Source organism: Diaphorobacter sp. HDW4B, assembly GCF_011305535.1.
GTDB lineage: Bacteria > Pseudomonadota > Gammaproteobacteria > Burkholderiales > Burkholderiaceae_C > Diaphorobacter_A.
Genome location: NZ_CP049905.1, coordinates 2596823 through 2619982 on the forward strand (window position 1 = coordinate 2596823; position 23160 = coordinate 2619982).

The window sequence follows — 23160 nt, forward strand, 5'->3', positions numbered from 1 at the left end:
TCTTGCCGCGCCGCCGCGTCACATGCGCGGTGGGTGGCCTTGTCCGCCTGCATGTCTTCCCATCATCACAACTCACGTTCTTCCTTTTTCTCGCGCGCCGAATGGGCCCCCTGCATTCCGCGCGAACTCATGGCCGGGGCGGTGGCGACGTTCGCGCTGATCCCCGAAGTCATCGCGTTTTCGTTTGTCGCAGGCGTCGATCCGGCGGTCGGACTGTTTGCCTCGTTCGTCATCAGTATCGTGATCGCGTTCTTCGGCGGACGGCCTGCGATGGTATCGGCTGCAGCAGGCTCGGTCGCTTTGGTAGCGGCTCCGCTGGTGCACGCGCATGGCTTGCAATATCTGCTGGCGGCGGGCGTGCTTGCGGGCGTCGTGCAGATCGTCTTTGGTTGGCTCCGGCTCGGCGTGCTCATGCGATTTGTTTCGGGCTCGGTGCGTACCGGTTTTGTCAACGCGCTCGCCATCCTCATTTTCTCCGCGCAACTGCCGCATCTGGTCGATGCCAACTCAGCCACATGGGCCATGTTTGCGTTGGGGCTGGTCATCATCTACGGCCTGCCGCGCATCACCAGCCTCGTGCCGTCGCCGCTGGTCTGCATCGTCGTGCTCACGCTCATCGCGCAGTGGTTGCATCTGCCGCTCAAGACGGTGGCAGACCTCGGCGCGTTGCCGCAAGGCCTGCCCAGCTTTGCCTTGCCCGACGTGCCTTTCACGCTGGAAACGCTCAAGCTCATCGCCTTGCCTGCGTTGGCGATCGCCATGGTCGGCCTGCTCGAATCGATGATGACCGCCAGCGTGGTCGATGAACTCACCGATACCCCCAGCTCCAAAAACCGCGAATGCAGCGGCCTCGGGCTCGCCAACATTGCCGCGAGTTTCTTTGGCGGCATCGCCGGCTGCGGCATGATCGGCCAGAGCGTCAGCAATGTGCGCTACGGCGGGCTCGGCCGCCTGTCCACGCTGTTTGCGGGCGCGTTTTTGCTGATCCTCATGGTGCTGCTCAAGCCCTGGGTCTCGCAGGTCCCCGTCGCCGCGCTGGTCGCCATCATGGTCATGGTGTCCGCCTCCACCTTCGACTGGGGCTCGGCGCGCGCCTTGCTCAAGCACCCCAAGCTCTCCAGCACCGTCATGCTCGCCACGGTGGCCGTCACCGTCGGCACCGACAATCTGGCCGCAGGCGTCTGCGTGGGCGTGCTGCTCAGCGGCGTGTTCTTCGCCTTCAAGGTCTCGCGCCTGCTGACCGTCACCCGAGAGGAAGACGCCGACACCGTGACCTACACCGTTCGTGGCCAGGTGTTCTTTGCGTCCGCTGATCTGCTGCTCGACAGCTTCGACGTGCGCGACCTGCTGGGCCGAGCCGCGCGCATCGATCTGAGCGATGCGCATCTGTGGGATATCACCGCGGTGAAGGCACTGGAGAAAGCGCGCGAGCGGGTCGGAAAATATGCGAGCGCGGTGGAGCTGGTGGGGCTGAATGCTCACAGCCGGGAGCTGGCATCGCAATTGCGTTTTGTGGACGAGTAGTCAGCGCAGCCAAAGTCTCAACGGATGCAGTCACCAAACCATGTAGGTGACTGCAAAAGGTGAGAAACCCACCCTTTGCGAATCAAGGACTTGCATGCGGCGTGCCACTTGGCGGTGAGAAAAGAGACGGTAAAAGCTGAGAACTGTCTCCAGCTTCTGCCGTCTTGAGCAAAGGCTGAGAGCAACGGCTTCTCAACTCATGCTGCACTTTTCTCAGCTTTTGCTGTCACCTACACAGTGTAGGTAACTGTAAAAGGTGAGAAATCCGACCCTTATAAATCAATGGCTTGCAGATGTCGTGCAACTTAACAGTGAGAAAAAAGACAGCAAAAGCTGAGAAATTCCTCCACGGCTATCGCGGCGTATGGATGTGACTAGCTGCGCGGAAACCCTTCACCCATGACCGGACTGTCATTGCAATCAACTAAAGCTTGAGATGTGAGACATTACAGCACGTCGTCGGGCAAACCAAGCGTGCTGGACGAGCAGTTGGAAAGCGATTTGGTTGTCGCAGTCAGTCAGGCCTCGATACTCGTCATCTCGGCAATGCGCGAGAATTCTTCAAGAACTTCCGAGTAGTTGCTTTGCATGTATTTCATGACCCTTGGGTTGTCCATGAGCTTTACGATATAGCCCCGCGCGAGCATCAGATTGAAGACATCTTCTCCATGGGACTGCTCGGCAATTTTGTATTGGGCTTGTAGCCCTGCCATCTCGTTTTCCATGCGTGCATGTTGCTCTTGCGACAACGGCTGGCGCTTGGTTATGGGTTTGCCATCAATCAGCATGGCCGTTGGTGTGGCTGCACATAGCGCTTGCGCATAGCTGGCAGTCAAACTGTTAGCTGCAACCATGAGTTCGACACATTCGAGTTGGCGTGTTGGCTTCATGCGCCTGAGAATTGGGGTTACCAAAGTCGAGAACTGTCGGTCCTTCAAGAGCTCTATGACTTCCTTGCAGATGCCATCCAGCAAGGTGCTCTTTTTCTTTACATGGCTCACGTCTACACACAGGCCTTTTGCGAGCTTTGCGATGGATATGCCACGTTCGATGGCATGACGAATCATTTGATGTTCTTGAATTGTCGAGAGACGACTGATTTGATTGTTGTACGTGAAAGTCTCGTCATCGGTAGAGACCAGACACGGGACTTCCACCAAGCCAATGTCTTTCATCGCCTGTAGTCTCAAATGTCCGTCTAGGACGGTGTGCTGGCTAGTTTTCCGGATGACGGCGGAGCCAATCAATGGCTCTATCAAACCAATCTCACGGATGGAGTCTCGAATTTGCAGGTACTTTTGGGAGGTCGCAAAGCGTGCGTCCAGCTTGACAGAAGGAAGCAAGGCTTCGACAGAAATCAAGAGCGGCTTGGGGAGAAAGCCCAGAGGGACACTCGTGCCCTTCATAGCGAACCTCCTGAGCGCAAGATTCTTTCACCCAAGTATTTCGGGAGGGAGTCCAATCTTTCTAGCCGCAGGATGTTCAGGAAGTTCTCGTCCGCATACATTTTGCCTAGAGCCCCCAGAACGAACAGCAAGCGCTGCTGTACAACGGATGAGCGTCGAATCATCAATCGTTGACGTTCGACTTCCCTTTTATAGGCGCGGACGAGACTCGAACTGGTGACGTCAACCTTCTTTCTGGTGGTGGTTTTGTTTATCGAACGTCCGAGAAATTGACGACGCTCCGCCAAACGTTTGGCATACATGAGTTGATGACCGCGAAGCTCACCAGATTCATATGCCTCCTGCACGGCGAGTTGGAGTGCTTTGTCGTCATCGCCTGCGCTCATAATTAGAAGTGCGATTGAAATGGGTAATTTTCCTCGCTCAACTGCCACGAGTAGCCGTTCCTCTCCTTTGTCTGTCAGCTCAAGAATTTGGCGGACATAAGCCTCATGAAGATTCGTCTTGAGACCTATCTCCTTTGCTCCGTATCCTTTCTCCCGCAGGAGCGAAATACCGCGCAGTAGTTCCAGGGGTTGGTGACGTCTTCTCGCGATGTTTTCTGCAAGGCCCATCACAAACGCATCTTCATCAGAAACGTTCACCACCAAGGCAGGTATGCGGGATTCTCCAAGTCTGAGAAGTGCCTTAAGGCGGCCTTCACCGCATACGAGCATGTAGCGCTCTGCCCCGTCGTTGCCGGGGCGTGGGGTGACGGTGACAGGTTTTTTCAGTCCGATGTTTCCGATGTTGTCCACTATGGCATCGAACTTCTTTTGATTGCGCTCGCGCGGGTTGAGTACTTCAATCCGGTCAATTGGAATCATGCGAAGTTCGGGCATGGGTAGCGCGATAGTCATGCTGCACTCCGCAGTTGCATTCGAGCCGCCATTCCGTAGAGGTAATCCAAACTGTCGAAGCGAAAATTGTCGAGTTCAATAGGATTGTGTTCGAGCAATCGTATGCGTGGGGCAACGAGGTCGATGTGAGGAAGCAGGTAGTAGTCCAGTGGAGCATTGTTGTCGGGCGTTAGTCGAACGGCCACGGTCAGGTCAGGAGACAATCCGGCATCAAGGCGAACCTTCCAAGACTGATGTCCCGTTGCCCTTTGAATGCAGCGAGCGATTACCAGAGAAACACGGAACTCGTTGTTCACGTGAAGAAGGTCTGTTTCTGGGTCGGTCCGCACATCTCCTCCAAGGTCTTCCATACACGTGCGTGTTTTGGCCACAATCTCAGGATGCAATCTGCGAAGCATCCGGTTGATTTCGATGTATCGGTAGTCGCGTTGGGGCGTATATCCAACCAACTGGTATGCCTTGACTATGGCCTGTTCACCTAAATAGTTGAGTGCATGTCAGAGCAGCGAGAATCGCTCGCCTGCATGCACATCACCCGCTCTCAGTTCAAACGTATCCGTCACCTGCTGCCCAAGCCTCGCGGCAGCAAGTTGATCAGCCACTACAGGTTCCTTAATGCTTTGGCCTACATGGCCAGCAACGGGTGCAAATGGCGAGCTTTGCCACGCAGATTCGGGCCCTGGCACACCGTGTACATGCGGCTGTATCGCTGGGCCCATAGCGGCGTACTTGCCGAAGTTCTTAACCATCTGCAGCAACAGGCACTTAGCCAGTGGGCTGTTCAAGCGTTGAGCCTGGACTCCACCATCGTCAAAGTTCACCCTGATGGCTGCGGGGCTCAGAAAAAAACGGACCACAAGCCATAGGCAAGAGTCGAGGTGGATGGAGCTGCAAGATTCACATGGTCGCAGCCAGTTGCAAGAATGCATTGATCTGGAGTTTGACGCCCGGACAAGCCGGAGACAGCCCGGAAGGCCGCAAACTCGTCGAGGCGATTGACGCGCAAGATTCAGCTGTGTATTTGCTCATGGATAGCGCCTATGACAGCGATGACTTGCGTGCAGCAGCTGAGGATCGAAACCTTATCCCGGTTGTCCCTGCGCATCCACGACGCAAGAATCCCTCGCCACTAGATAAGCAAAAATATCGCCAACGCAATGAAGTTGAACGGTTATTTCGGCGGATCAAGGCCTATCGGCGAGTTTTTACCCGCTACGACAAGTTGGATGCAATGTATGCCGCGTTTGTCTCGCTGGCTTTGATCTTTGAGTTGCTTCGGTAACGTGAACAGGCCCTAGACTGCCGAAACGGTGGGTGTACACAGAAGACGAAGGCATGCCATCGGTGGAGTTGATGAGCAGGCCCGAAAGCGCTAGCCTCTCTTGGTACAGATGTCTCAGCCTGTTGATGAGTTCCTCGTCTGTGAGGCGGCGGGTGCGAGCCCGGATGATGCCTTGCGCAGTGTAGAAGTCCTCTTTGCTAACAACGCCCTCAAACGCTTCGTCCTTGCGAATCCACATTTCACTCGGATTGACGACGCGTAGTTTCTTCAGTTTGAAGGAGGTCCGGTTGTAGACGTTGTTTCCAATGTATTTTTCATTGATGAGGATTTCGTGGACGATTCCGCGGCTCCACATACGTCCATGCTCAGCAGTTTGTCCTGAGTTGTTGAGCCGGGCTGCGATATCACTTTCGGATAGCCCATCACTCACAAACCAGCGATAAATCAGCCGCACCACATTTACTTCGTTGTCAGGTCCGGGAGCAAGGACGACGCGGTCAGTTTGCAGACTTTTTTGCTCTCCTCGCTGCAGCACGGCTTTCATTTGCCCGCCTTGGTCCACAAGTGTTCTTCGCAAGCCAAATCCGGCAGGCCCTCCCTGTCGAAACCCTTTCTCGATAAGGCGGCATTGGCCAGCGAAGACTTTGGCGGACAGCTCGCGACTGTATTCACCCGCCATCGCACGTTTCACACCTTTTACGATGGTGGAAACAGGCGAGCCGTCGTTTTCAAACTGCTCTGCACAATAGATGACACGGATACCGGCGCGCTTGCAAATGTATTCGTAGTAGGCGCTCTCATCGGCGTCTTGGAATCGTCCCCATCTACTGACGTCGTACACCAGCACCATGGTGAAGTCGGCTGCGCCGGACTCAACGTCGCGAATCAGTTGCTGCAATGCGAGGCGGCCAGCAATGCTTAGTCCGCTTTTGCCCTCGTCCGCATAGGTTCGAACTACCTCGATTCGATGGTGCGCAGCGTATTCCCGAATTTTGACAACCTGATTTTCGGTGGAGTATTGCTGATGCTCAGTCGACATGCGGACATACTCGGCCGCACGTGCGGGTGGGATTGAAGCGTCGCGTTCGGGGTGGCCTTCGAGCATTTTGACCTCCGTGTCTCCAGTGTGGCTCGTCTGTGCATAGCCAATTGAATAGCACGGTAGCAGGGACTCACGTATTTTTCTATCGAGTCCTCTCTTTGCAATTTGCAAAGACGCGTTGCTCTAGGGCAATGCCGTGAGAGAAATGAACCAGATTCGCTTTGCCGCATCTCTGGATGCGCCGAGTTCTTCCAGCCTATACCTTCCAGTTGGGGGAGGCCATGGTGAGGACGCGTCACTCTTTGCAATCTTCGGGTGCGATGCCCTCCGCTCGGTGTTCCGTTGTTTTTGCTTCAAGCGGTTTGTGTTGGCGTATTCGGGGTGCGATTTGCGGTAGTTCCGCCAATACAAGGGGTGGCTTGCGGACCAAGCCTTCTGTGCATCGAGCTGGTCTTGATGGTACGCAATATCGGTTTTTCGGCGGATTTTTTGCCAAAGGGACTTTCGAGCTCTTTGGCAGTCTGAATCGCCCCGGGTTTTCTAGACACCTCTGAGCCTCAAATCTAAGGCCCAATAGGAGGTGCCATGAGTAAGCAAAGATATCCCCAAGAATTCAAGACCGAAGCGGTCAAGCAGATCACTGAGCGCGGCCATAAGGTGGCCGATGTTTCAGCCCGACTAGGCGTAAGTCAGCACAGCCTTTATCAATGGATCAAGGCTCAAGGAACGCCTGCCCATGATCGGCCGGCACAGGTGTCACAAACCGAGGAGTTGCGACGACTGAAGGCTGAACTCAAGCGAGTCACAGAGGAGCGCGACATCCTAAAAAAGGCCGCAGCGTACTTTGCCAAGCAGTCCGGGTGAAGTACGCATTCATCAAGCGCCATGAAGGTGAGTACAGCATTCGCCGACTGTGCAAGGTCATGGCTGTACACCCCAGCGGCTACTACGCCTGGAAGGCGCAACCGATGAGTCTTCGTGCAAAGGACGATCAACGTCTGTTGGGTCTTCTCAAGCATGCGTGGCTCGAGAGTGGTGGCGTCTATGGCTATCGCAAGCTGACCATGGACATGCGTGATTTGGGCGAGCGCTGCGGCAAGCATCGCGTGGCGCGACTGCTCAAAATCGAGGGGCTGCGTTCACAGACGGGCTACAAACGCCGTGCGGGCATGCGTGGAGGCAAACCTGCCATCGTCGCTCCCAATCACCTGCAGCGCCGCTTCGCAGCCGCCGAGCCCAACCAGGCTTGGGTGACTGACATCACATACATCCGCACCCATGAAGGTTGGTTGTATCTGGCGGTGGTGGTTGACCTGTTCTCACGTCAGGTTGTTGGCTGGTCTATGGGCAGCCGCATCGATACTGGCTTGGTGCTCGATGCACTGTTGATGGCCTTGTGGCGTCGCAGGCCTAAGCTGCCTGTCATGGTGCATTCGGATCAGGGTAGTCAGTTTACTGGCCATGACTGGCAGGGCTTTCTGCGAGATCACAATCTGGTCTCCAGCATGAGTCGTCGCGGCAACTGTCACGACAACGCCGTGGCCGAGAGCTTCTTCCAGTTGCTCAAGCGCGAGCGTATTCGCCGCCAGATTTACCCGACGCGCGATGAGGCCAGGGCTGATGTCTTCAACTACATCGAGATGTTTTACAACCCGAAAAGGCGTCATGGCACCGCCGGAGATATCTCTCCGGTAGAGTTCGAAAGACGGCATTCCCAACGGCTCAACAGTGTCTAGGAAATCCGGGGCGATTCACCCGCTCGATGTCTCGCAAGGCCTGCTCTCCTGACAACGCGGCTTGCGAAGGCTTCTTCGGCCGCCTCAAGAATGAGTTGTTCTATCCTCGGGACTGGAAGGGCACGACCATCGAGCAGTTCATTGAGGTGGTCGACTCGTACATCCGCTGGTACAACGAGAAGCGGATCAAGATATCCCTTGGCTCTCTCAGCCCTGTCGAATACCGGGCGAGCCTTGGACTTGCGGCGTAAACCAGTCCAAGTTTTTATCCGCATCCCCCCCGGGTCAGTTTTGCGTGGAAATTAACAGAGGGGTTCATGATCGCACTCCTGTCGAAGAACGAGGCCAATTGCCTCGATCACCAACATAGAGAGGGTCGCGATGTTTACCCCGTGTCAGGGCCTTCGCGGCGGACTACCGCGCGAGCGGTTTAGTCCTTCGACCCCCAGCGGAATTTCACGCCAAGCCAAAGCAGCCATTCACCACAACGGCCACCCCAAAAAAACCAAGCCACCCGAAGGTGGCCTGATGATGCTTGATGTGCTGGCCGTTTAGGCTTGGACAGACTTTCTTCTCCAACGCAAGCTCAAAGCACCCAGCGCTGCAGCGGCCAGGTTCAGCAGCACGACGGCTAAAGCACCCAGTGACGGCACTGGCGTAGCTGCGGGCGCTGCAGTTGCCGCAGCTACTGTGCCAGAGAACACTTGGCTGACAGCGTTCGCTGCTTTGGTGGATATGAGCATCTGCTTGGATGTACCGCCGCTGTCCGTCACTGTCACCAAGGTGTTGTAGTTGCCAGCTGTTGTGGGTGTTCCAGTCAGCAAGCCAGATGCCGACAGACTCAAGCCTGCAGGCAATGGCTGAGCGGTATCGGTGGCAGACCACATGTAGCTTCCGCTACCACCAGAGGCACCCAACTGCACTCCAGACAGGGCTTGCCCCGCTTGCAAATTGCCAAACCCTGCAGTTGTGATAGCCAAGCCAGCAACACAGCTCACCGTGACATTGCTCACGTCGCTCGCGCCCATCGTGCCGCTGCCTTGGCTCACGATGCAGGTCTGGTCTGCAGGCTGGGTCAACACCGTCACAGCGTAGGCATTGCCGTTGGTGATCTGGGTGGTAAAGGTGAATGCACCGTTGGCCGACACGGTCAGGTTGTCACCGCCATTGTTTTGCAACACCATTGATTTACCGGTTGCCAGACCAGATACAGCGCCGCCAACGGTGTGCGTCCCCGAGACGCAACTCACCACCACATTGGTCACATTGCTGATGCCCATCGTGCCGCTGCCTTGGCTCACGGTGCAGGTCTGGTCTGCAGGCTGGGTCAGCACCGTCACAGCGTAGGCATTGCCGTTGGTGATCTGGGTGGTAAAGGTGAATGCACCGTTGGCCGACACCGTCAGGTTGTCACCGCCGTTGTTTTGCAACACCACCGACTTACCGGTTGCCAAGCCAGAAACCATTCCACCAACCGTGCGGGGCGCGGCGAAAATCGTGTCTGTATCGGTTGCACTGTTGTTCCCGGGATTAGGGTCGGTCACGCCTGCGGGTGCCGCTACCGCAGCGGTATTGCTCAAGGAACCTGTCGCAGCGGCTGATAGTGTGGCGCTAGCTGTGTAGGTGACACTGCCCCCGGCAGGAATGTTCACCGTATCGTTGATGTTGCCGCTGCCCGATGCTGTGCAGGTGCCTCCGCCCGCTCCGACGCAGGTCCAGGTTGCAGTCAGGCTGGCGGGGAACGTGTCTGCCACTGTCGCGCCGATAGCATTGCTCGGGCCCGCATTGCTGGCTGTGATTGTGTAGGTCACGCTGCCACCCGCGGTTGCCGTGGTCACGCCGTCGGTCTTGGTGATCGACAGATCGGCACGCGGTGTCAATGTGTCGCTGTCATTGGCTGAGTTGTTTGACGGGGTGGAGTCATTGGTGGCTGAGATGGTGGCCGTGTTGACCAGCGAACCCGTTGCGGCAGACGAAATGCTGCAGTGGGCTGTGTAGGTGACTGAGCCTCCCGCAGGAAGGGAGACGGCGTCACTGATGTTGCCGTTTCCGCTGGCCGTGCAGGTTGCGTTGCCACTGCCTGCACACGTCCAGCTTACGCCTGTACAGGCTGGGGGAAACGTGTCGGACACGGTGGCACCTGTGGCGTCACTGGGCCCCGCATTGCTTGCGGTGACGGTGTAGGTTGTGGAATCGCCAGGTGTGGATGTGGTCGTTGCGTTGGTGTTGGTGATGGCCACGTCCGACTGGCTGGGTCGACAAGCGGTGACGGAGATGTCATCTACCGCAACCCCACCAAACTGGATTGTTGGGCCGCTATCAAGGTGAAAGCGCAGACGCATGTTCTTACCTGCCAAGTTGTCCACGCGTGCTGAGTGCTCCCCCCAACCAATGGCGGTGCCGATGTTGACTTGAGGGTTACCAGTACCGGCAGATGAGCTGATAGGCGTTGGATCAAGCCATTCGTACAGCCGGATATTGTTGGAGGAATTACCCAAATCTTCAGCGTCCACATAGTAGTGATCGAAATTCGCCGTTTCCACCTGGTGTTGGTGTGCCCAATTCACGACAACAGGTCCGACGTATCCGCTCAGGTCGATAAGCGGGGAAAATAAGTCTTGGTTGCTGTTGGCGTCGTAGGTGTTATCCAGATCGGTCTTGAAGCAGTTGGAACCACTGTTGCATGTCATGAACGCGGCGACGGGGTTGGCTGTTGTGGTCGCCACTGAGGCAGGAAGGCCAAGCGCCCACTCGTCTTGTATTCCCAAATGCGTGAATCCACTCGTGCCAGACTCAAAGTCGGTGCTGAATACAGTCACAGGCACATGTCCCGCTGGGCAGGAGGGTGGCGGGGGAGCCTCGCAAATGCGAACACTCCAGCCGGTCAATGTGCCGCTATTGACATTGTCGGTGTCGTCATAAAGGTCGAGGGTCCAGGTGCCCCCAGCATTTTGACCATCGAACCACGATAAGCGTGATCCTGCCGACGAATTGATTTCAGGTTTGAGCTGAAGCCCTTTGAGCACGGTGAATGTGGGCGGCACAGCAGCTTCGTCGTCGAATACCGTGTCCATTTGATTTTGTCCACCAGTGCCTGCAGCCCCGATGTCCGAGAAAAGCTGAACGGATGTACCTGCGGGCGAACGCAGTACGGCGTCGATGTCCTGCATCAGTGCGTGATTGAGCTGGACGTGCACATTCACATCAGCAACACGTGGATTGCCGGGGACGACAATGGTCGAGCTGGTCAGCCCCGTCCCCGGACCAATGGTTTTGGGGACATCGATGCTGGTATAGGTGGTGCAGTTCACACCCTCGTCAACGGCAGGGAACACCGTTACGCTGAGGTGATAAGTGGCGGTCGAGCCCCCTGTTGCAGGGCTCGCGGAATCAACAAATGCATAGTAGGTGCCTGCATCCTTGACCGTCATGAACATGGCTTCGGAGGGAATATTGGGGTTGGGCGTGACATCGCCCGTGCCCGCATCGTCGGCGACAAGGATCTGATTGCTGGCATCACCAAAAAGCGCGAATCCCAGACGGCCATTCCACGTGACTCCATCGCGCTCGGGATCCAGATCAAGCGAGAGAAAGACAGTGTCACCCGCATTCAGGTTCATACTGAACCAGTCTTGCTCGGTCGCAGCGGCCACTCCCCTTGTGCCACTGACCCAACCATTGGCAGGCAACACGTTTGCAGTGCCCGGGGTGTCGTTGGATTCACTTTCTGGCGCAGGTGTTCCGCTTTGCAGGCGAAAGTACAGTTCATAGCCACGCATGGACGTAGTCCCGGGAGTGAAGTCGTTGACCTTGAAGAAGTAGGTTCCTGCAGCGGAGATCGTGGCACCGGCGATGGATGAGGAGAGCGCAGCAAACGTGCCGTTGTCATCATCAAACTCGATCACGGTGGTACCGTCGGATGCCAGTAAGGTGAGTTGGCTGTCGGTACTGCTGCCTGCAGAGCCGGAAGTCATCGTGGCGGCATAGACGCGATCCCCTGCTTGCGCGGTGAATGAATAATAGTCAATGTCGCCATTGGGGTAGAGATTGCCGCGAATGCGTGCGCTGGTTCCGACAATGGGAGTAGCCGAGACCGCAGTCCCATTGGGTTCCACCTCGCTCTGCATGCCTGCGGAGCCAAGCGCTTTGCGGATGACTGGAGACGCTGCCAAGGCGGACTTGCTGCTCAACCTGTCCAGAATCGCGGGGCGCTTTAGTTCCGGCTCGTGACTCGACAGCGGTTCTGTGAACTCCAACAGTGGGCTTGCCTGCGCGAACGCATGTGACGGGTACATTGAACCCCAGGTTATCAGGGATAGCACCCACAGGCCAAGAATGGCTCCGGCGAAATGATCCCTCCAACGTGCGGCGGTGCTTGTCCAGTGTGCGGCAAATCTCAGCATGCGTCCCTCGTGTTCAAGTCTTCAACCACAGGAAAAAATTCAACTTCGCGCTGCCTAAAATTTCTGTTCTCAAATCATTGGCATTGCTGTGCATTGGTCTCACATCGAAATGTGCGCCAGCAGCGATTACAACTTGTTGCGAGAGTTTTGTCTGCCCCTAAGTCGGTGAATTTGAGGGACGCTCGGGTTGGTGCTTACCCTTGGTTTTGGGCGAATGTCAGCTTTGTGGTGATGGGGCGAATGACTGGTGATGGCCGTCCTCCGACCTTCACAGACTGGCCGGGAGCGCCAGTTCAAGTGGACAGTTGGAGTCAAACCTACCGGTAGAGATGCGACGGGTTGAAATATGCAACTTTCATGGGTGAATGCATTCTTTGGGCCTCAAAGCAAAGTATTGCCGACAGCCATCAATGGAGGGGCCAGTGACGAGCTTGATCCCTTTTGTGCGAGCCCAAGCAGGCGCATGCTTGGGCGCGATTCCGGCCTGCGTGGCTAGATGCTTGAGGGGTACATATTGACCAAGAAATCCCTCGATTTCACTCCTCATAATCTCAACGGGTGACCGAGACGTCTGTCGCGGTTTTGTCGTTCTCAGCAAACCACGCGAAATCAACTGCGAGATCACCTCTGATTTTATTCCAAGCGCATGTGCGGCACGAGTGATATCCAGAAAATCCGTCATGCTTGACTGGCTATCGCGATATGCAGCAAGCCACGTGGCGAGCTCCAAAGGCGATACATGTAGGCGTTCAGTGCCGGTGCGCTGTATGGATTTGTCGAGTAGATAGAGTGACAGTTCGCCACTTCGGACGGCATCAAAAAAGGTCAACGTCATTTTCTGCGGGACGACAACACGTAGTGCATGACGTAGTGGGACCAAGTTGGCTGCTTGTTGTGCATTGCGATCGTTCGCTGCGAGATTTAGCAGCAAATCTTGGAAGCGATCGAGCGACTGGTGGCTAACGCCATTGTCGAGTGCCTGAAGTGTTCCATGCCCAATCAACTGCAGTGTGCGAGCTCGTGACATCCCGAGAGCACTAGCCGCACTCTTGATGGAGATGATATCTGCGATGCGGCTGCGCAGCAGATCTTCGGTGCTAGGGAGAATCGAATATCTCTTTCGATCACACCTAGTCACGAGTGCGGGATGTTTCGCGCTCTCCAGCAAGCGTGAGACTCGTTCAGTAGAGGCACCAAGTCTCTTTGCAACTGACTTGAGGTTTGAATCATTCGGTACGTTTCGAGAAAGAAGTGCGTTTCGCTTGAAACGGGTCGAATGAATATAGTCAATCACGGCGTTGGAGATTCGATCGCGCCAAGCGGGATCACGGATTGAACGAACTCGCTTGGAAAGAAAGGGCAGTGCGGCGCTGGCCAATGATGCGGTTGAGTTCTGCTGATCTAACCGGAGGTTATCGAGCAAACTTTCGAACGATTTCGGCCAGTCGCAGACGATGCGAGAACCTCGTTCAAGCACGTCTATGACGTCTGCCAGTGACGTGATTGCGGCTTTCTTCCCAGGCTTTCCCTGCAAGCCATACTTCTCCAAAGAGCCGATCCACTTCAGAACGGCTACATCAACGTCACCTTCGCACAATGTGTCGTGAGCTTCTTTTGAAACAGGATGACGCAGAGTGTCTGAAAGATGGGCTCCGCAGACACATTTCATGAACTGACATCTGCGTGCTGTGTAGAACTTCGAACAAGAGGGGCAGCTATCCACAAGCCACAGATTGTGCGTTCGGCAGATGGGCGGGTCCATCAGCCAATGTTTGCTCCAGCGTGCGTCTGGTTCTGCTAGGCAAGCGGGGCAAACACGCACTCTTCTGTGAAGTCCGTCTGACGTGGGTGCAACCCAGTTTGTGTTGGCTAAACCATTGACGTGAGCAGTTCTAAGCATGTGGCCAATCACCGACTCATCGGCATGTCTGGTCGGGCGTACCAGCATCATTGTTGGCAACCTGCTTTGGAACGTTTGATCGCTTCGGCGCGACGTACTCGGGATCGTCTTCGCAACCAGTTCGTGGCTTCCGTTGTAACCCGGATGCTTGCTAGTCCTGCCTGATTCGTGTCGATCCATGTGTCCAGTTCCCCGGTGGAAATGGCATCCAGCATGTCGCCTATTGCCTTGACGTGCTCACCGCGATAGAGGTCGAGATCATTGAGTGCGATGGAGGCGTGTCCTTTGAATGGTTTGGCATTCTTGGACAGACAGTGAAGTAAATCGGAAATCTCGGCGCGTCGATAAATCTCATGCTTACCGGTGCGGATAATGTGCAACTTCCCCAATTCTCGTAGTCGGCGCGTGATCGGTCGTCTGTGATCTAGCTGAAGCATGTTGATCGCCTCGTTGCGGGTTAGTGTGTCCGAAGCAATGGACTTTAGATGCTCGATGTCATCCCGCGAAAACAGCCGGTACTGTCTTTTCAAGTCAATTGTTTTGACTGGCTCAATCTTCGCAAAGCACAGAACGAGCCGAAGTTTCTGAGAAGTAATCTGGAGTTCGTCCTGCGTAGCCTTGAAAGACAGGCCCTTGGATGCAGGCTCCTCAAGAACTAGGCATCCGAGCGCGCCGCGCCCCTGAGTGGGCAACGGGCCTGCTGCCGTCTTAAGAGCCAACAACCAGCCTTTGATCGGAAGGTGACTCAGCAACGTGGGTTGCCGAGATTCTTCGCTGTTGATCTGTTCCAAGAAGCGCAGTGCAGCGACTTGATGAAGTCGACTGGGTAAGGTTTCAAGTAGGGTCATAACGCCCTCGAAGGTGTTGACATACTTGATTTGGTAGCGGTAGAGCCATTGCGCTACCTGTGACCAGAACGGGGCGAGTTTGTCCTCAAAGTCTCTCCCGCGCCTGGCAAAGACGAGTTGCCGAAGCAGTTCGGTTGAAAAAATGCTGAGAGCCATGTCTTCCGATTTGGTCGTGGGCTGTAGATCTAGCGTCCATTTCCACAACTGCCTAAGCAGATCAGTGGTTGATTCCTCGTAGTTACTTGAACGTTCGCGAGTGGCCAGGTTCTCTAGCATCTCCGTTGAATTTAAGATTTCCCAGTGAGATAGATTTCTTCCTCCTTTAGTAGAAAGTATGGAAAGTGACCGATTGTGCTGAAGGCAGATGTCAACACGAGCTAGACGCCAGCTCCGCTTGAAGTACCCGTTTTCGGCGACGCAGGCGGGGCAGACCGGCGAATAGATGCTGCGCGCCGCCTTGTTGATCGACCAAGCCGGAAGGATATCGTCAGACGATCTTTCTGCATCAAGCGTTTCAAATCGATCGGATGCCTTGGGGATCCAACGCATTCCGTTAAGTAACAATGCACGAGCACGAAATCCAACTGGACATTCATCAGACATCGGAATCGGTCGGACCAGGAATTGGCCGATGCACGCCTCGGATGTGACACTTGCAAATTGGGCGCGCTCAACCACGGGAGAACTCCGGCGCGAAGGGCTCTCCAGCCTTGGTTAGAGGAACGCCGTTGAATTTGCCGCTAAATGGATTCCGCTCAGGTGGAGCGGATTTCAGTAGGACTTTTTCAAAAGCTTGCTCAAGCACCTTCATATCGATGCGAGGATGCCTTTGTTTGGCAGCGATGTCGATCGCACCTCGCAACAATTTGCAGATTGCGCGTAGCCTTCCTGCCGTCGCGAAGGCAAATTGCCGCGCGATCACCGGATCTCCGAACTTGACGCACTCGATGGGCTTCAACTGAGCCTCGAACGAACGAAGAATTTTTGCAAACAGACCGAGATCTTCACCGTTTGCCGATAGTGGATTGATCGAGAAACATTCACCGAATCGGCCGCGAAGCTGAGTGTTGGTGGCCAGCAGTAATTCTGCGCGTGGCGTTCCGGCCAGAACGAGCGCAGGGCCTCCGGGCCGTGAAAGTTGCTTTATCCAATCGCCGATGTGGTAGTGGGTTCGCACGCCGCCACGATCTACCAAGTGGTTGGCTTCGTCGAGGATCACAACGCGAGTTCTGCATGCACGCAATAGCGTCACAAGCTGATGCGTGCGCTGAATCTGATCGCCTTTGTTCCAGTAAGGCGAGCCCATGGCCTGCAAGAGGGTTCCTGCTAGGCCTTTGATGGTCGTCTTCGACGGAATTTCCGCGTAAACGACCGGCACTTCTGTCACCTCTGGGCGCTCGATTGGGGGGTGCTTTTGGCAGAAATGACGAAGGGTAGTTGTCTTCCCAGTTCCCGACTCTCCAAGAACCATCAAATGCTCGGGTTCCCCGTCATCCAATGCATTGTGAAAGCGCGCATCCAGGGTGTCCAGGAGAGCCAAGACTTGCGGAAATTTACCGAATGCCGAAGCCACAGAAACGGAGATGGCCCGGAAATCAATGTGCTCTGCAGTATCTGAAGTCATGCTTTGCTACCCTCAACTTCCATCTCAAAAGTGTCGAATTCGTCATAGCGTTTCGATGATGGAACTTCGAAGATTTCAGTCTCAGAATTTCCGGTGTTGCGTGTTGCACTGGTCGGGCGCACGGAATGACTATTGGTTCCCGACAAGCGTGCACCTTTCCTCCGTGTTTTGAGCTTCTTGCATTCAGAGGCCTGACTTACGATGTCGCGTAGCTCAGCGCTTGCGTGTGCACGTATGACTTGGTCTGCATATTGATCTTTGTTGCGTTTGCTGCGAACAGATTTCGCCTGTTCTAAACTGAGTCTGTCGAACTCCAAATCCGTGTTGAAGGCGGTTATGAATCGTTGCTCGACTGGATCCCAAACAAAGATTCTTCCGACGTCTCGCCTAGGCCATTTCACTTCGACTCGGGTGTTCCTGGGCAGTAGCATCCTCAATGCCATTAGGTCACTGGACGTGTAACGGAAGCCATTCAAGTCGATTCCGTAATGCTGTAGGGCACTGTCGGTTCGTTGTGAGAATTCGATGTCAACGTCCACGACATTGCATTTCAACTGTGGAGGAAACGCTTGTGCAGAAATTTCCCAGACTTGATATGGGGCCTTCCCCTTGAGTCCTTTGTTTGGCCGACGATGATATTTTTTGAGAATCCACACATGCAGAGCCAAATCGATGTCTTCAATAGTCAGCACTGCCTCGTCTTCGGATTCGAAGCCAATTCGCAGATGCTGTTTGGCTAGCGTCGTTCCTGGGAGGCGGTGCACGAATGAATAGTTGATTGTTTTGAGCAAGCGTTCGACATGAGGTTTGTCGTTAGGTTGTTTGGATCCCGCAAACTCGCCAACAATGCCTAAATTTAGTAGAGCATCGACCGTGGCCTGTGCATGGAACTCGCGTCCGTTATCCATGACAACTCGTTCAAACCAGCCGCCGCAATTCCACTCGAGTTGAAGCTCGGCATAGCGACCTTCCCTGAGGTAGCTCTTCGGAAGTAGCGCATGGCGCAACGCTGCAAAGACGCTGTGCGTGCCATGACCGTCAAGCGAGAGGTGAAAGCCCAAGACGCATCTTGAGAACCGATCAAGGACAAGTGTCAGTATCGGGCGTCCGATGACTCGACCCTCAGCATCGACCAGAAGGATATCCAGCGGCGTATGGTCGATCTCCACCAATTGCAGGATGCGCGATACCTTTCGTGCTACGCCGAGATCTGCGTAGCGGCGCTCGGCTTCACGCACTCCATACTTTGCGACAGCCACATCAAACTGAGGTAGTTCAGCAAGCCGTCTCTGAATAGTTCGCAAGCACGGCGGTATTAGACGATCTTTCAGTACTCGTGCTTTGTTGCGTACCTCGATTTCATGACGGATCTGGTCTAGGATGTCCTCGGCGCTCCACGTGTGCGCACGTTCCAAGGCATCCGATACCGTGTCTTGAATGATTGCTTCGACCTCTTCAAGGAGGCGACTTTTCCGTGCGCCTCCTCGAATCCCGATTTTGCTTAGTAAGCCAGCGGTGTCTGCTTCCCTAAACTCTTTCCACCAACGGTAAATCGTTGATACATGTGGAGAGGATGGTTCATTTCTCGATGCCGCGATTTTTGCAATTTCTTCGCGAAGTTTGGTCGTGGAAATTCGTGCCTCTAGTCGCGAACGGAGGGCAAGCGAGTACGCAATTTTTCGATCCGTATGCTGGCGCGCGCAACTCGACATTGTGTCGACTCTGATGGCGTCGGCCCTTCGCCTTGAGTGGGCGCATCGTGTCACTCGCGTCCCGGTGATTTTCAGGGTGCCCGCGAGGTACATTGACAGCACATCGTTGGTGGACTTCACAATGACAGAGCCTGATTCGACATTGCGAATTAGCAGTTGAGCATCGTCGGTGTGACCTTGAACTTGATACGGGACGTCATTCAGGTAGATAGTTTTGCCAGGGTGGAAGCTGGGGTTCATGCGACCTCCACCTTCGACAGCGTCTCTTGAAGAGTTCGGGAGAAAACTGCGCCAAGCAGCGCGTCGCATGCTGTGCTGAGGGATTGCCAACGCGCTTTAAAGCTTGCGCTTGGCTCGTCCATAGTGTCTTGGCCGACGGCATTGTTTGCGCCACGAATGCCATATCTGGGCCATGGGCGCTCTCGCAGAAGTTCTGAAATCAATGACTTGTGCCTCCAATCATCGAGATCGTTTGAAAGCACGGTGAAAAAAGGCACATTGGCATCGCGAAGTGCGTTGCTGATGAGTGTGAGGCGTTCGCGTTGCGCCTTTGATTGGAGATAGGGAACTCCTTTCACTTCAAGAAGTGCCAAGCCATCTTGCGTGCGTATTTCTATATCAGGGGTGTAATCAATGGACAGCCCTGTTAACTTTTCGGTTAATTTTAAAACGTAGGGGTGGGTTTTAATTTCTTTAACATCACCTGATAATTCGAGTAATTCCAAAACTTTTAGCTCAAGGCCTGATTCGAATCTCGCTTTTCTATTGGGGGATTTTAAAGAGGGAAAATAACCTCGAATTCGTTTCCCGCAAGGGGTGACAACTCTCCTGACTTTCTTGTTTGTTTTCAGGCTTTGGATATTTTCAGAAATGAGATCAGGGCTGATTGGCCAGTTTTGAATAATTTTTGGCATGTAGGTATCCAGCGCGCCTACTTCTAGGCGCGATTCAGATAATGGGATGAGTACATGCAGCCCTGGCGGCGAAGGCAGGGCTTGACGCTGGCGGACAGCTATTGGAAACTACAGATGCGAATCGGGGTAGCTTCCAAAAGTGAATCCGGGGCAGCGGCGGGTACTCGAAAGGGTTCTCGCCGTTTGTCTTTATGGGGTCGTATTTCGATCCTTGATGTGTGTAAGCGCACGCTTTGCAGTGACTAATCCAAAGATGTAGTCATTCAGATCCAGTAGTTCTGATTCGGATAGCATTTGTGCCGCCGTCAATGCGTTTGCAAGTAGCTTGACAGTTGCAGGATTGAATTCGTCCTGCGCATGGTGGATCAGCCGATCATGAGAGGCAGCATTTCGCAATGCGATCTTCTCCCTCTCACTCAACTCCAACCCCGAAGCTATTCGATCAATGACAGCTTGATTGGGCGACTTCTGTCGCCCTTTTTCAAGTGCACACAGACGCGAAGCATCCATACCGATGCGTTCAGCGCATTGCTGTTGACTTAGACCGCGCTTAGTTCTTGCGGTGGTCAAAGTGTGTGGAAGTTGCAACTCGGTGCTAGGTGGCATGGGAGCCAAGAATATCTAATAAATGCGCCAGACTCAATTGAATTTCGCTGAAGAAAGAGCTGTTGCGTGAATCTATAGCAACTCATTTTTTGATGGAGTACGGATTTTTCCAAGGGGTTTGAGTTCGATTGGATCTTGGGTCAGTCTATAAGCTGTTGAAGAGAAAGGATGAGCTCTATGGAAAATGTGTGTCCACGCAACGGCACATAAATTTGCTGGCAGAGGATTCAGGAAAATTTCAATTTTTTTGAGAGTTGAAATGAAACAACAATTTTCACTGCGGACGTCATGACGTTTAAATTGATGAGCCGCTATTCCTTGACTGTTCGCCCCGACCAACCCGTGGAACGCGTATAACTTGGGTCATGGTGCACGTTCGTGATGTCTCTAGGTGTCAGGTCCCGGATGATTGCGCACGTTCTTTTCAAACAATTTTGGATGTGACGCCTGCCATCGCTTGAGGGCCTGAACGGGCGTTTCATGCCGCAGAGCTTTCTGTGGAATCTGCTGGTTGTACAGCCACACAAAGCGATGAAGCGTCTTCTCTAGATCCTCTGCACTGTTGAAGTGATGCGTGCGCAGCACTTGGCTGAGCCTTCCGTTGAAGCGCTCCACCATTCCGTTGGTACGTGGCGTTCTGGGCCGTGTGAGTCGGTGCTCTATACCGAGTTCCTTGCACAGTAAATCAAACTCGTGATCACCGCTTGGTTGCTTCTCGTGCTTGCCAAACAGACGATCCGAGAACTCTTTGCCGTTATCTGTGAGGATCGTGCGAATCTTGAAGCAAGCAGCTTTCTTCAGGGTCGCCAAAAACGCGTGCGCAGCCGCTGCCGTCTTGTATTGCTTGATCTGGATGAACACCCAACGCGTAGCTCGGTCAATGGCAACAAAGACATATCGGCGCTTGTTCTCATCCTGCATCTGGGGCAGGTACTTCACATCAATGTGCACATAGCCCGGCTCATAGGCTTTGAACGGTTTGCTTTCGTGCTCGGCTCGAACGGCCGTGGGTAAGCGCGAATGTCCTCGGCGACGCAGCAATCGATCCAGCGCCGAGCGGCTCATCGCAGGTTCAATGAATTCGTGAACGACTGCCAGCAAATCATCCAGAGGCAGCAGCAGTTGAGATCGCAGATAGATCACCAGCTCTTCCTGCGCTGCGTTGAGCGTTGTCTGCAGGTGATGAGCGGTATGGCTTTCATCCTGCACGCTTGTGCGATGGCGCCACTTGCGCACCGTACCAAGTCCAATGCCATATTGCTGCGCAAGCTCGTGGTCGGACGCACTCGATTGCTGCAGCGCCAGGCGAATCGCTGGCGTGGTGGTTGCGTTCTTGTGCAATGAGATCAGCATGGCGTCTCTCCTGTCTCGATGCGCCATGTTGCCACAACCGCTTTGAGTACCTCTCGGCTGAACAGTAGCGGACGCTTGGTTTTTACGATCCAATCATCCGGGACCTGACATCTAGGGGCAACGCGCAGGGAAAATTGCTGCGGTAGGCACTCTAGAAGACCTTGGCATCGGGATGTACCAGATACACTAGCGGCTCTACTCCGGATGACCTTCGAAAGTGAGTTTGGAGCAAAAAATAGCTTGGGAGTGCCGATGACTAGAGACAGTAAGCCATTGCTTCGAGTGAACCAGTGGCTTGAGACTTGGAATGTTGCGAACTGGGGCGGCAATCGTCCTAAGCCGCCGACGCATTTTTACGTTGGCTCACTCTCGCTCAAAACACTACGAGCCCTGAGCGGAGTTCAGCCCAGAACTCTTGAAGACCGCCGAGCCAGCAATACCGCTGGCTATCAGCGCATGCATGATGAAGACAGGCTCTCAAAGATTGGCCGTTACCTTGAGTACGGCTTCCCCTTGTCGACAGAGGTCGGTTTGGATCCGAAAGCTCATACAGAGCTGGTCAACCCTGGCTGGCTGCCAACAAGCATTCTGGTTAATGTACTCGGCACCAATGAAACACGGACACGAAAAGGAAACGATAGAACCGTCGAATTGGCTGACCTCGTTACCATCTCCTCCAATGGCCAGTTTTATCAGTTGAACTTTCCGGCCTCTAATATCGATCCTGCGCAAGCATTGCCGCCACTAGAAATTGTGGATGGGCAACATCGATTGCTGGCAACAGACTTGATCAATTTACCAGACGACTACGAAGTCCCTGTCGTCCTGTTTGATAACTTGCCTCTGACCTGGCAGGCATATCTTTTCTGGGTCATTAACGTTGAGCCGAAACGCATCAACACCAGCTTGGCATTCGATTTGTATCCAGAGTTGCGTGATCAAGAATGGCTCAATCGTGGCGAGTCAATCAAGATTTACCAAGAGCATCGATCTCAAGAACTTGTCGAAGTCCTCTGGCGAAATCCGCACAGTCCCTGGAAGGATCGCATTGAGTTGTTTGGCAAGCGCGTTGATGGACATGTTTCGAATGCTGCCGCGATCCGATCCTTGATGGCAACATTCGTGCGGACGTGGGCTAAGGGCAATGAGGCTGGGGCCGATCCAGATGACATCACAAAATTGGGCGGTCTGTTTGGTTCGATCGACAAGAACGGTACACGCTACATCATCCGTTGGCGGAGGCCCGAGCAAGCGGCTTTTTTGATTCTTTGCTGGAGCGCGATTCGATCAGCCACGATTGAATCCAGGGCTACGTGGAAGCGTGCATTGGGAGAGAACTCTAGAAAGTCTGGAGATGGTGCTGTAGCTGATCCGTTTGCGGGTTCCTACACTTTGCTGGCTACCGACCAAGGGTTTCGCGCAATTAGTTTCGCGTACAACACACTAGCGCAACTGGCCTACGACAAGATTGGACTACTCGCGATTGAAGGGTCTGAAGATCAGTCCGAGCCCAATGATGAACTTGTGGCAAAAGCTCTAGAACAGTTGAGATCAAATCGGGACCTGGTAGCTTTTGTTCAGGCCGTTGCGGTGGCACTTGTTGATGAGGTCGATTGGAGAACAAGCGCTGCCCCTGGTATTACGGATCACGATAAGGTCGTGCAGGGTCAATATCGCGGCAGTAGTGGTTATAAAGCGCTTAACAAAGCGGCTTTAACAGCCGCCTCAAAGTCTGTAAATCGCACTGTGAGTGATGCCGCTACGCGCGCTCTTGCTATCTTGGGCTGGGGCAATGAATAGCCGTCATCGTCGCCGTCAAGCTCCTCGCAATCAACCTCAGAGTCGCCCGCTTAGTAATGTGCTTCCTCAAACGGGTCCAATACCTACCGATCTGTGTACTCCGAGCTTGAT

16 protein-coding genes and 2 pseudogenes are annotated in these 23160 nt (G+C 54.3%); 6 read left to right on the forward strand and 12 right to left on the reverse strand.

Annotated features, from left to right (window positions below):
* Positions 1-51: 51 nt before the first annotated feature.
* Positions 52-1524 (forward strand): SulP family inorganic anion transporter, encoded by a 1473-nt coding sequence (locus G7048_RS11985; protein ID WP_166068360.1) that lies wholly within the window; start codon positions 52-54, stop codon positions 1522-1524.
* Positions 1525-2042: 518 nt separating this feature from the next.
* Here G7048_RS11985 and G7048_RS11990 read toward each other — a convergent pair.
* Genes G7048_RS11990 through G7048_RS12000 form a run of 3 tightly spaced genes read right to left on the reverse strand, consistent with a single transcriptional unit; the run spans position 2043 to position 4227 of the window.
* On the reverse strand, positions 2043-2930 hold the full coding sequence (locus G7048_RS11990; RefSeq protein WP_166068361.1) for a plasmid partitioning protein RepB C-terminal domain-containing protein: 888 nt from the start codon (positions 2928-2930) through the stop codon (positions 2043-2045).
* A complete protein-coding gene (locus G7048_RS11995; RefSeq protein ID WP_166068362.1) occupies positions 2927-3829 on the reverse strand; it encodes a plasmid partitioning protein RepB C-terminal domain-containing protein in 903 nt (300 codons plus the stop codon). Before G7048_RS11995 ends, G7048_RS11990 begins: the two co-directional genes overlap by 4 nt.
* Positions 3826-4227 carry a hypothetical protein gene (locus G7048_RS12000; RefSeq protein WP_166068363.1) on the reverse strand — a complete coding sequence of 134 codons (402 nt, stop codon included), beginning with the start codon at positions 4225-4227 and terminating at the stop codon, positions 3826-3828. The genes G7048_RS11995 and G7048_RS12000 overlap by 4 nt, the downstream gene beginning before the upstream one ends.
* A 96-nt stretch (positions 4228-4323) precedes the next feature.
* On the opposite strand from G7048_RS12000, the gene G7048_RS28455 reads away from it, so the two are divergent.
* Positions 4324-4695, forward strand: a complete 372-nt coding sequence (locus tag G7048_RS28455; protein ID WP_240933075.1) for a transposase — start codon at positions 4324-4326, stop codon at positions 4693-4695.
* Between the two features lie 35 nt (positions 4696-4730).
* Positions 4731-5111, forward strand: coding sequence for a transposase (locus G7048_RS28460; protein ID WP_240933223.1), 381 nt, complete (start codon positions 4731-4733; stop codon positions 5109-5111).
* A 13-nt stretch (positions 5112-5124) separates the two neighbouring features.
* Here the strand turns inward: G7048_RS28460 and G7048_RS12010 are convergent.
* Positions 5125-6216: pseudogene (locus G7048_RS12010) on the reverse strand (recombinase family protein); the annotation flags it as partial.
* A 522-nt stretch (positions 6217-6738) separates the two neighbouring features.
* On the opposite strand from G7048_RS12010, the gene G7048_RS12015 reads away from it, so the two are divergent.
* Together G7048_RS12015 and G7048_RS12020 are read left to right on the forward strand one after the other, a co-directional pair.
* Positions 6739-7889 (forward strand): IS3 family transposase gene (locus G7048_RS12015; protein ID WP_166068365.1). Its coding sequence is split into 2 segments (ribosomal slippage): positions 6739-6985 and positions 6985-7889, totalling 1152 coding nucleotides; the frame shifts between segments, so codons are not numbered across the junction.
* 11 nt (positions 7890-7900) lie between these two features.
* Positions 7901-8140 (forward strand): annotated as a pseudogene (locus tag G7048_RS12020) (IS3 family transposase); the annotation flags it as partial.
* A gap of 300 nt (positions 8141-8440) precedes the next feature.
* Here G7048_RS12020 and G7048_RS12025 read toward each other — a convergent pair.
* The 8 genes from G7048_RS12025 to G7048_RS12060 all read right to left on the reverse strand — a co-directional run bounded on the left by G7048_RS12025 (position 8441) and on the right by G7048_RS12060 (position 21249).
* Positions 8441-12292, reverse strand: a complete 3852-nt coding sequence (locus tag G7048_RS12025; protein WP_166068366.1) for a putative Ig domain-containing protein — start codon at positions 12290-12292, stop codon at positions 8441-8443.
* Between the two features lie 355 nt (positions 12293-12647).
* The gene (locus tag G7048_RS12030) at positions 12648-13961 is read right to left on the reverse strand and encodes a hypothetical protein (protein WP_166068367.1); all 1314 of its coding nucleotides are present in this window, start codon (positions 13959-13961) and stop codon (positions 12648-12650) included.
* Between the two features lie 278 nt (positions 13962-14239).
* Entirely contained in the window at positions 14240-15718 is a 1479-nt protein-coding gene (locus G7048_RS12035) for a TniQ family protein (RefSeq protein ID WP_166068368.1), read from the reverse strand.
* Positions 15711-16664: a TniB family NTP-binding protein gene (locus tag G7048_RS12040; RefSeq protein WP_166068369.1), complete on the reverse strand. Its 954-nt coding sequence runs from the start codon at positions 16662-16664 to the stop codon at positions 15711-15713. Before G7048_RS12040 ends, G7048_RS12035 begins: the two co-directional genes overlap by 8 nt.
* The gene (locus G7048_RS12045) at positions 16661-18616 is read right to left on the reverse strand and encodes a Mu transposase C-terminal domain-containing protein (protein WP_166068370.1); all 1956 of its coding nucleotides are present in this window, start codon (positions 18614-18616) and stop codon (positions 16661-16663) included. The genes G7048_RS12040 and G7048_RS12045 overlap by 4 nt, the downstream gene beginning before the upstream one ends.
* Entirely contained in the window at positions 18613-19290 is a 678-nt protein-coding gene (locus G7048_RS12050; RefSeq protein WP_166068371.1) for a hypothetical protein, read from the reverse strand. The genes G7048_RS12045 and G7048_RS12050 overlap by 4 nt, the downstream gene beginning before the upstream one ends.
* Before the next feature lie 189 nt (positions 19291-19479).
* The gene (locus G7048_RS12055) at positions 19480-19896 is read right to left on the reverse strand and encodes a helix-turn-helix transcriptional regulator (protein WP_166068372.1); all 417 of its coding nucleotides are present in this window, start codon (positions 19894-19896) and stop codon (positions 19480-19482) included.
* Between the two features lie 387 nt (positions 19897-20283).
* Complete coding sequence (locus tag G7048_RS12060; RefSeq protein ID WP_166068373.1) at positions 20284-21249, reverse strand: IS481 family transposase; 966 nt, start codon at positions 21247-21249, stop codon at positions 20284-20286.
* 204 nt (positions 21250-21453) lie between these two features.
* On the opposite strand from G7048_RS12060, the gene G7048_RS12065 reads away from it, so the two are divergent.
* Positions 21454-23049 (forward strand): DGQHR domain-containing protein, encoded by a 1596-nt coding sequence (locus G7048_RS12065; RefSeq protein WP_205750366.1) that lies wholly within the window; start codon positions 21454-21456, stop codon positions 23047-23049.
* Positions 23050-23160: the final 111 nt, after the last annotated feature.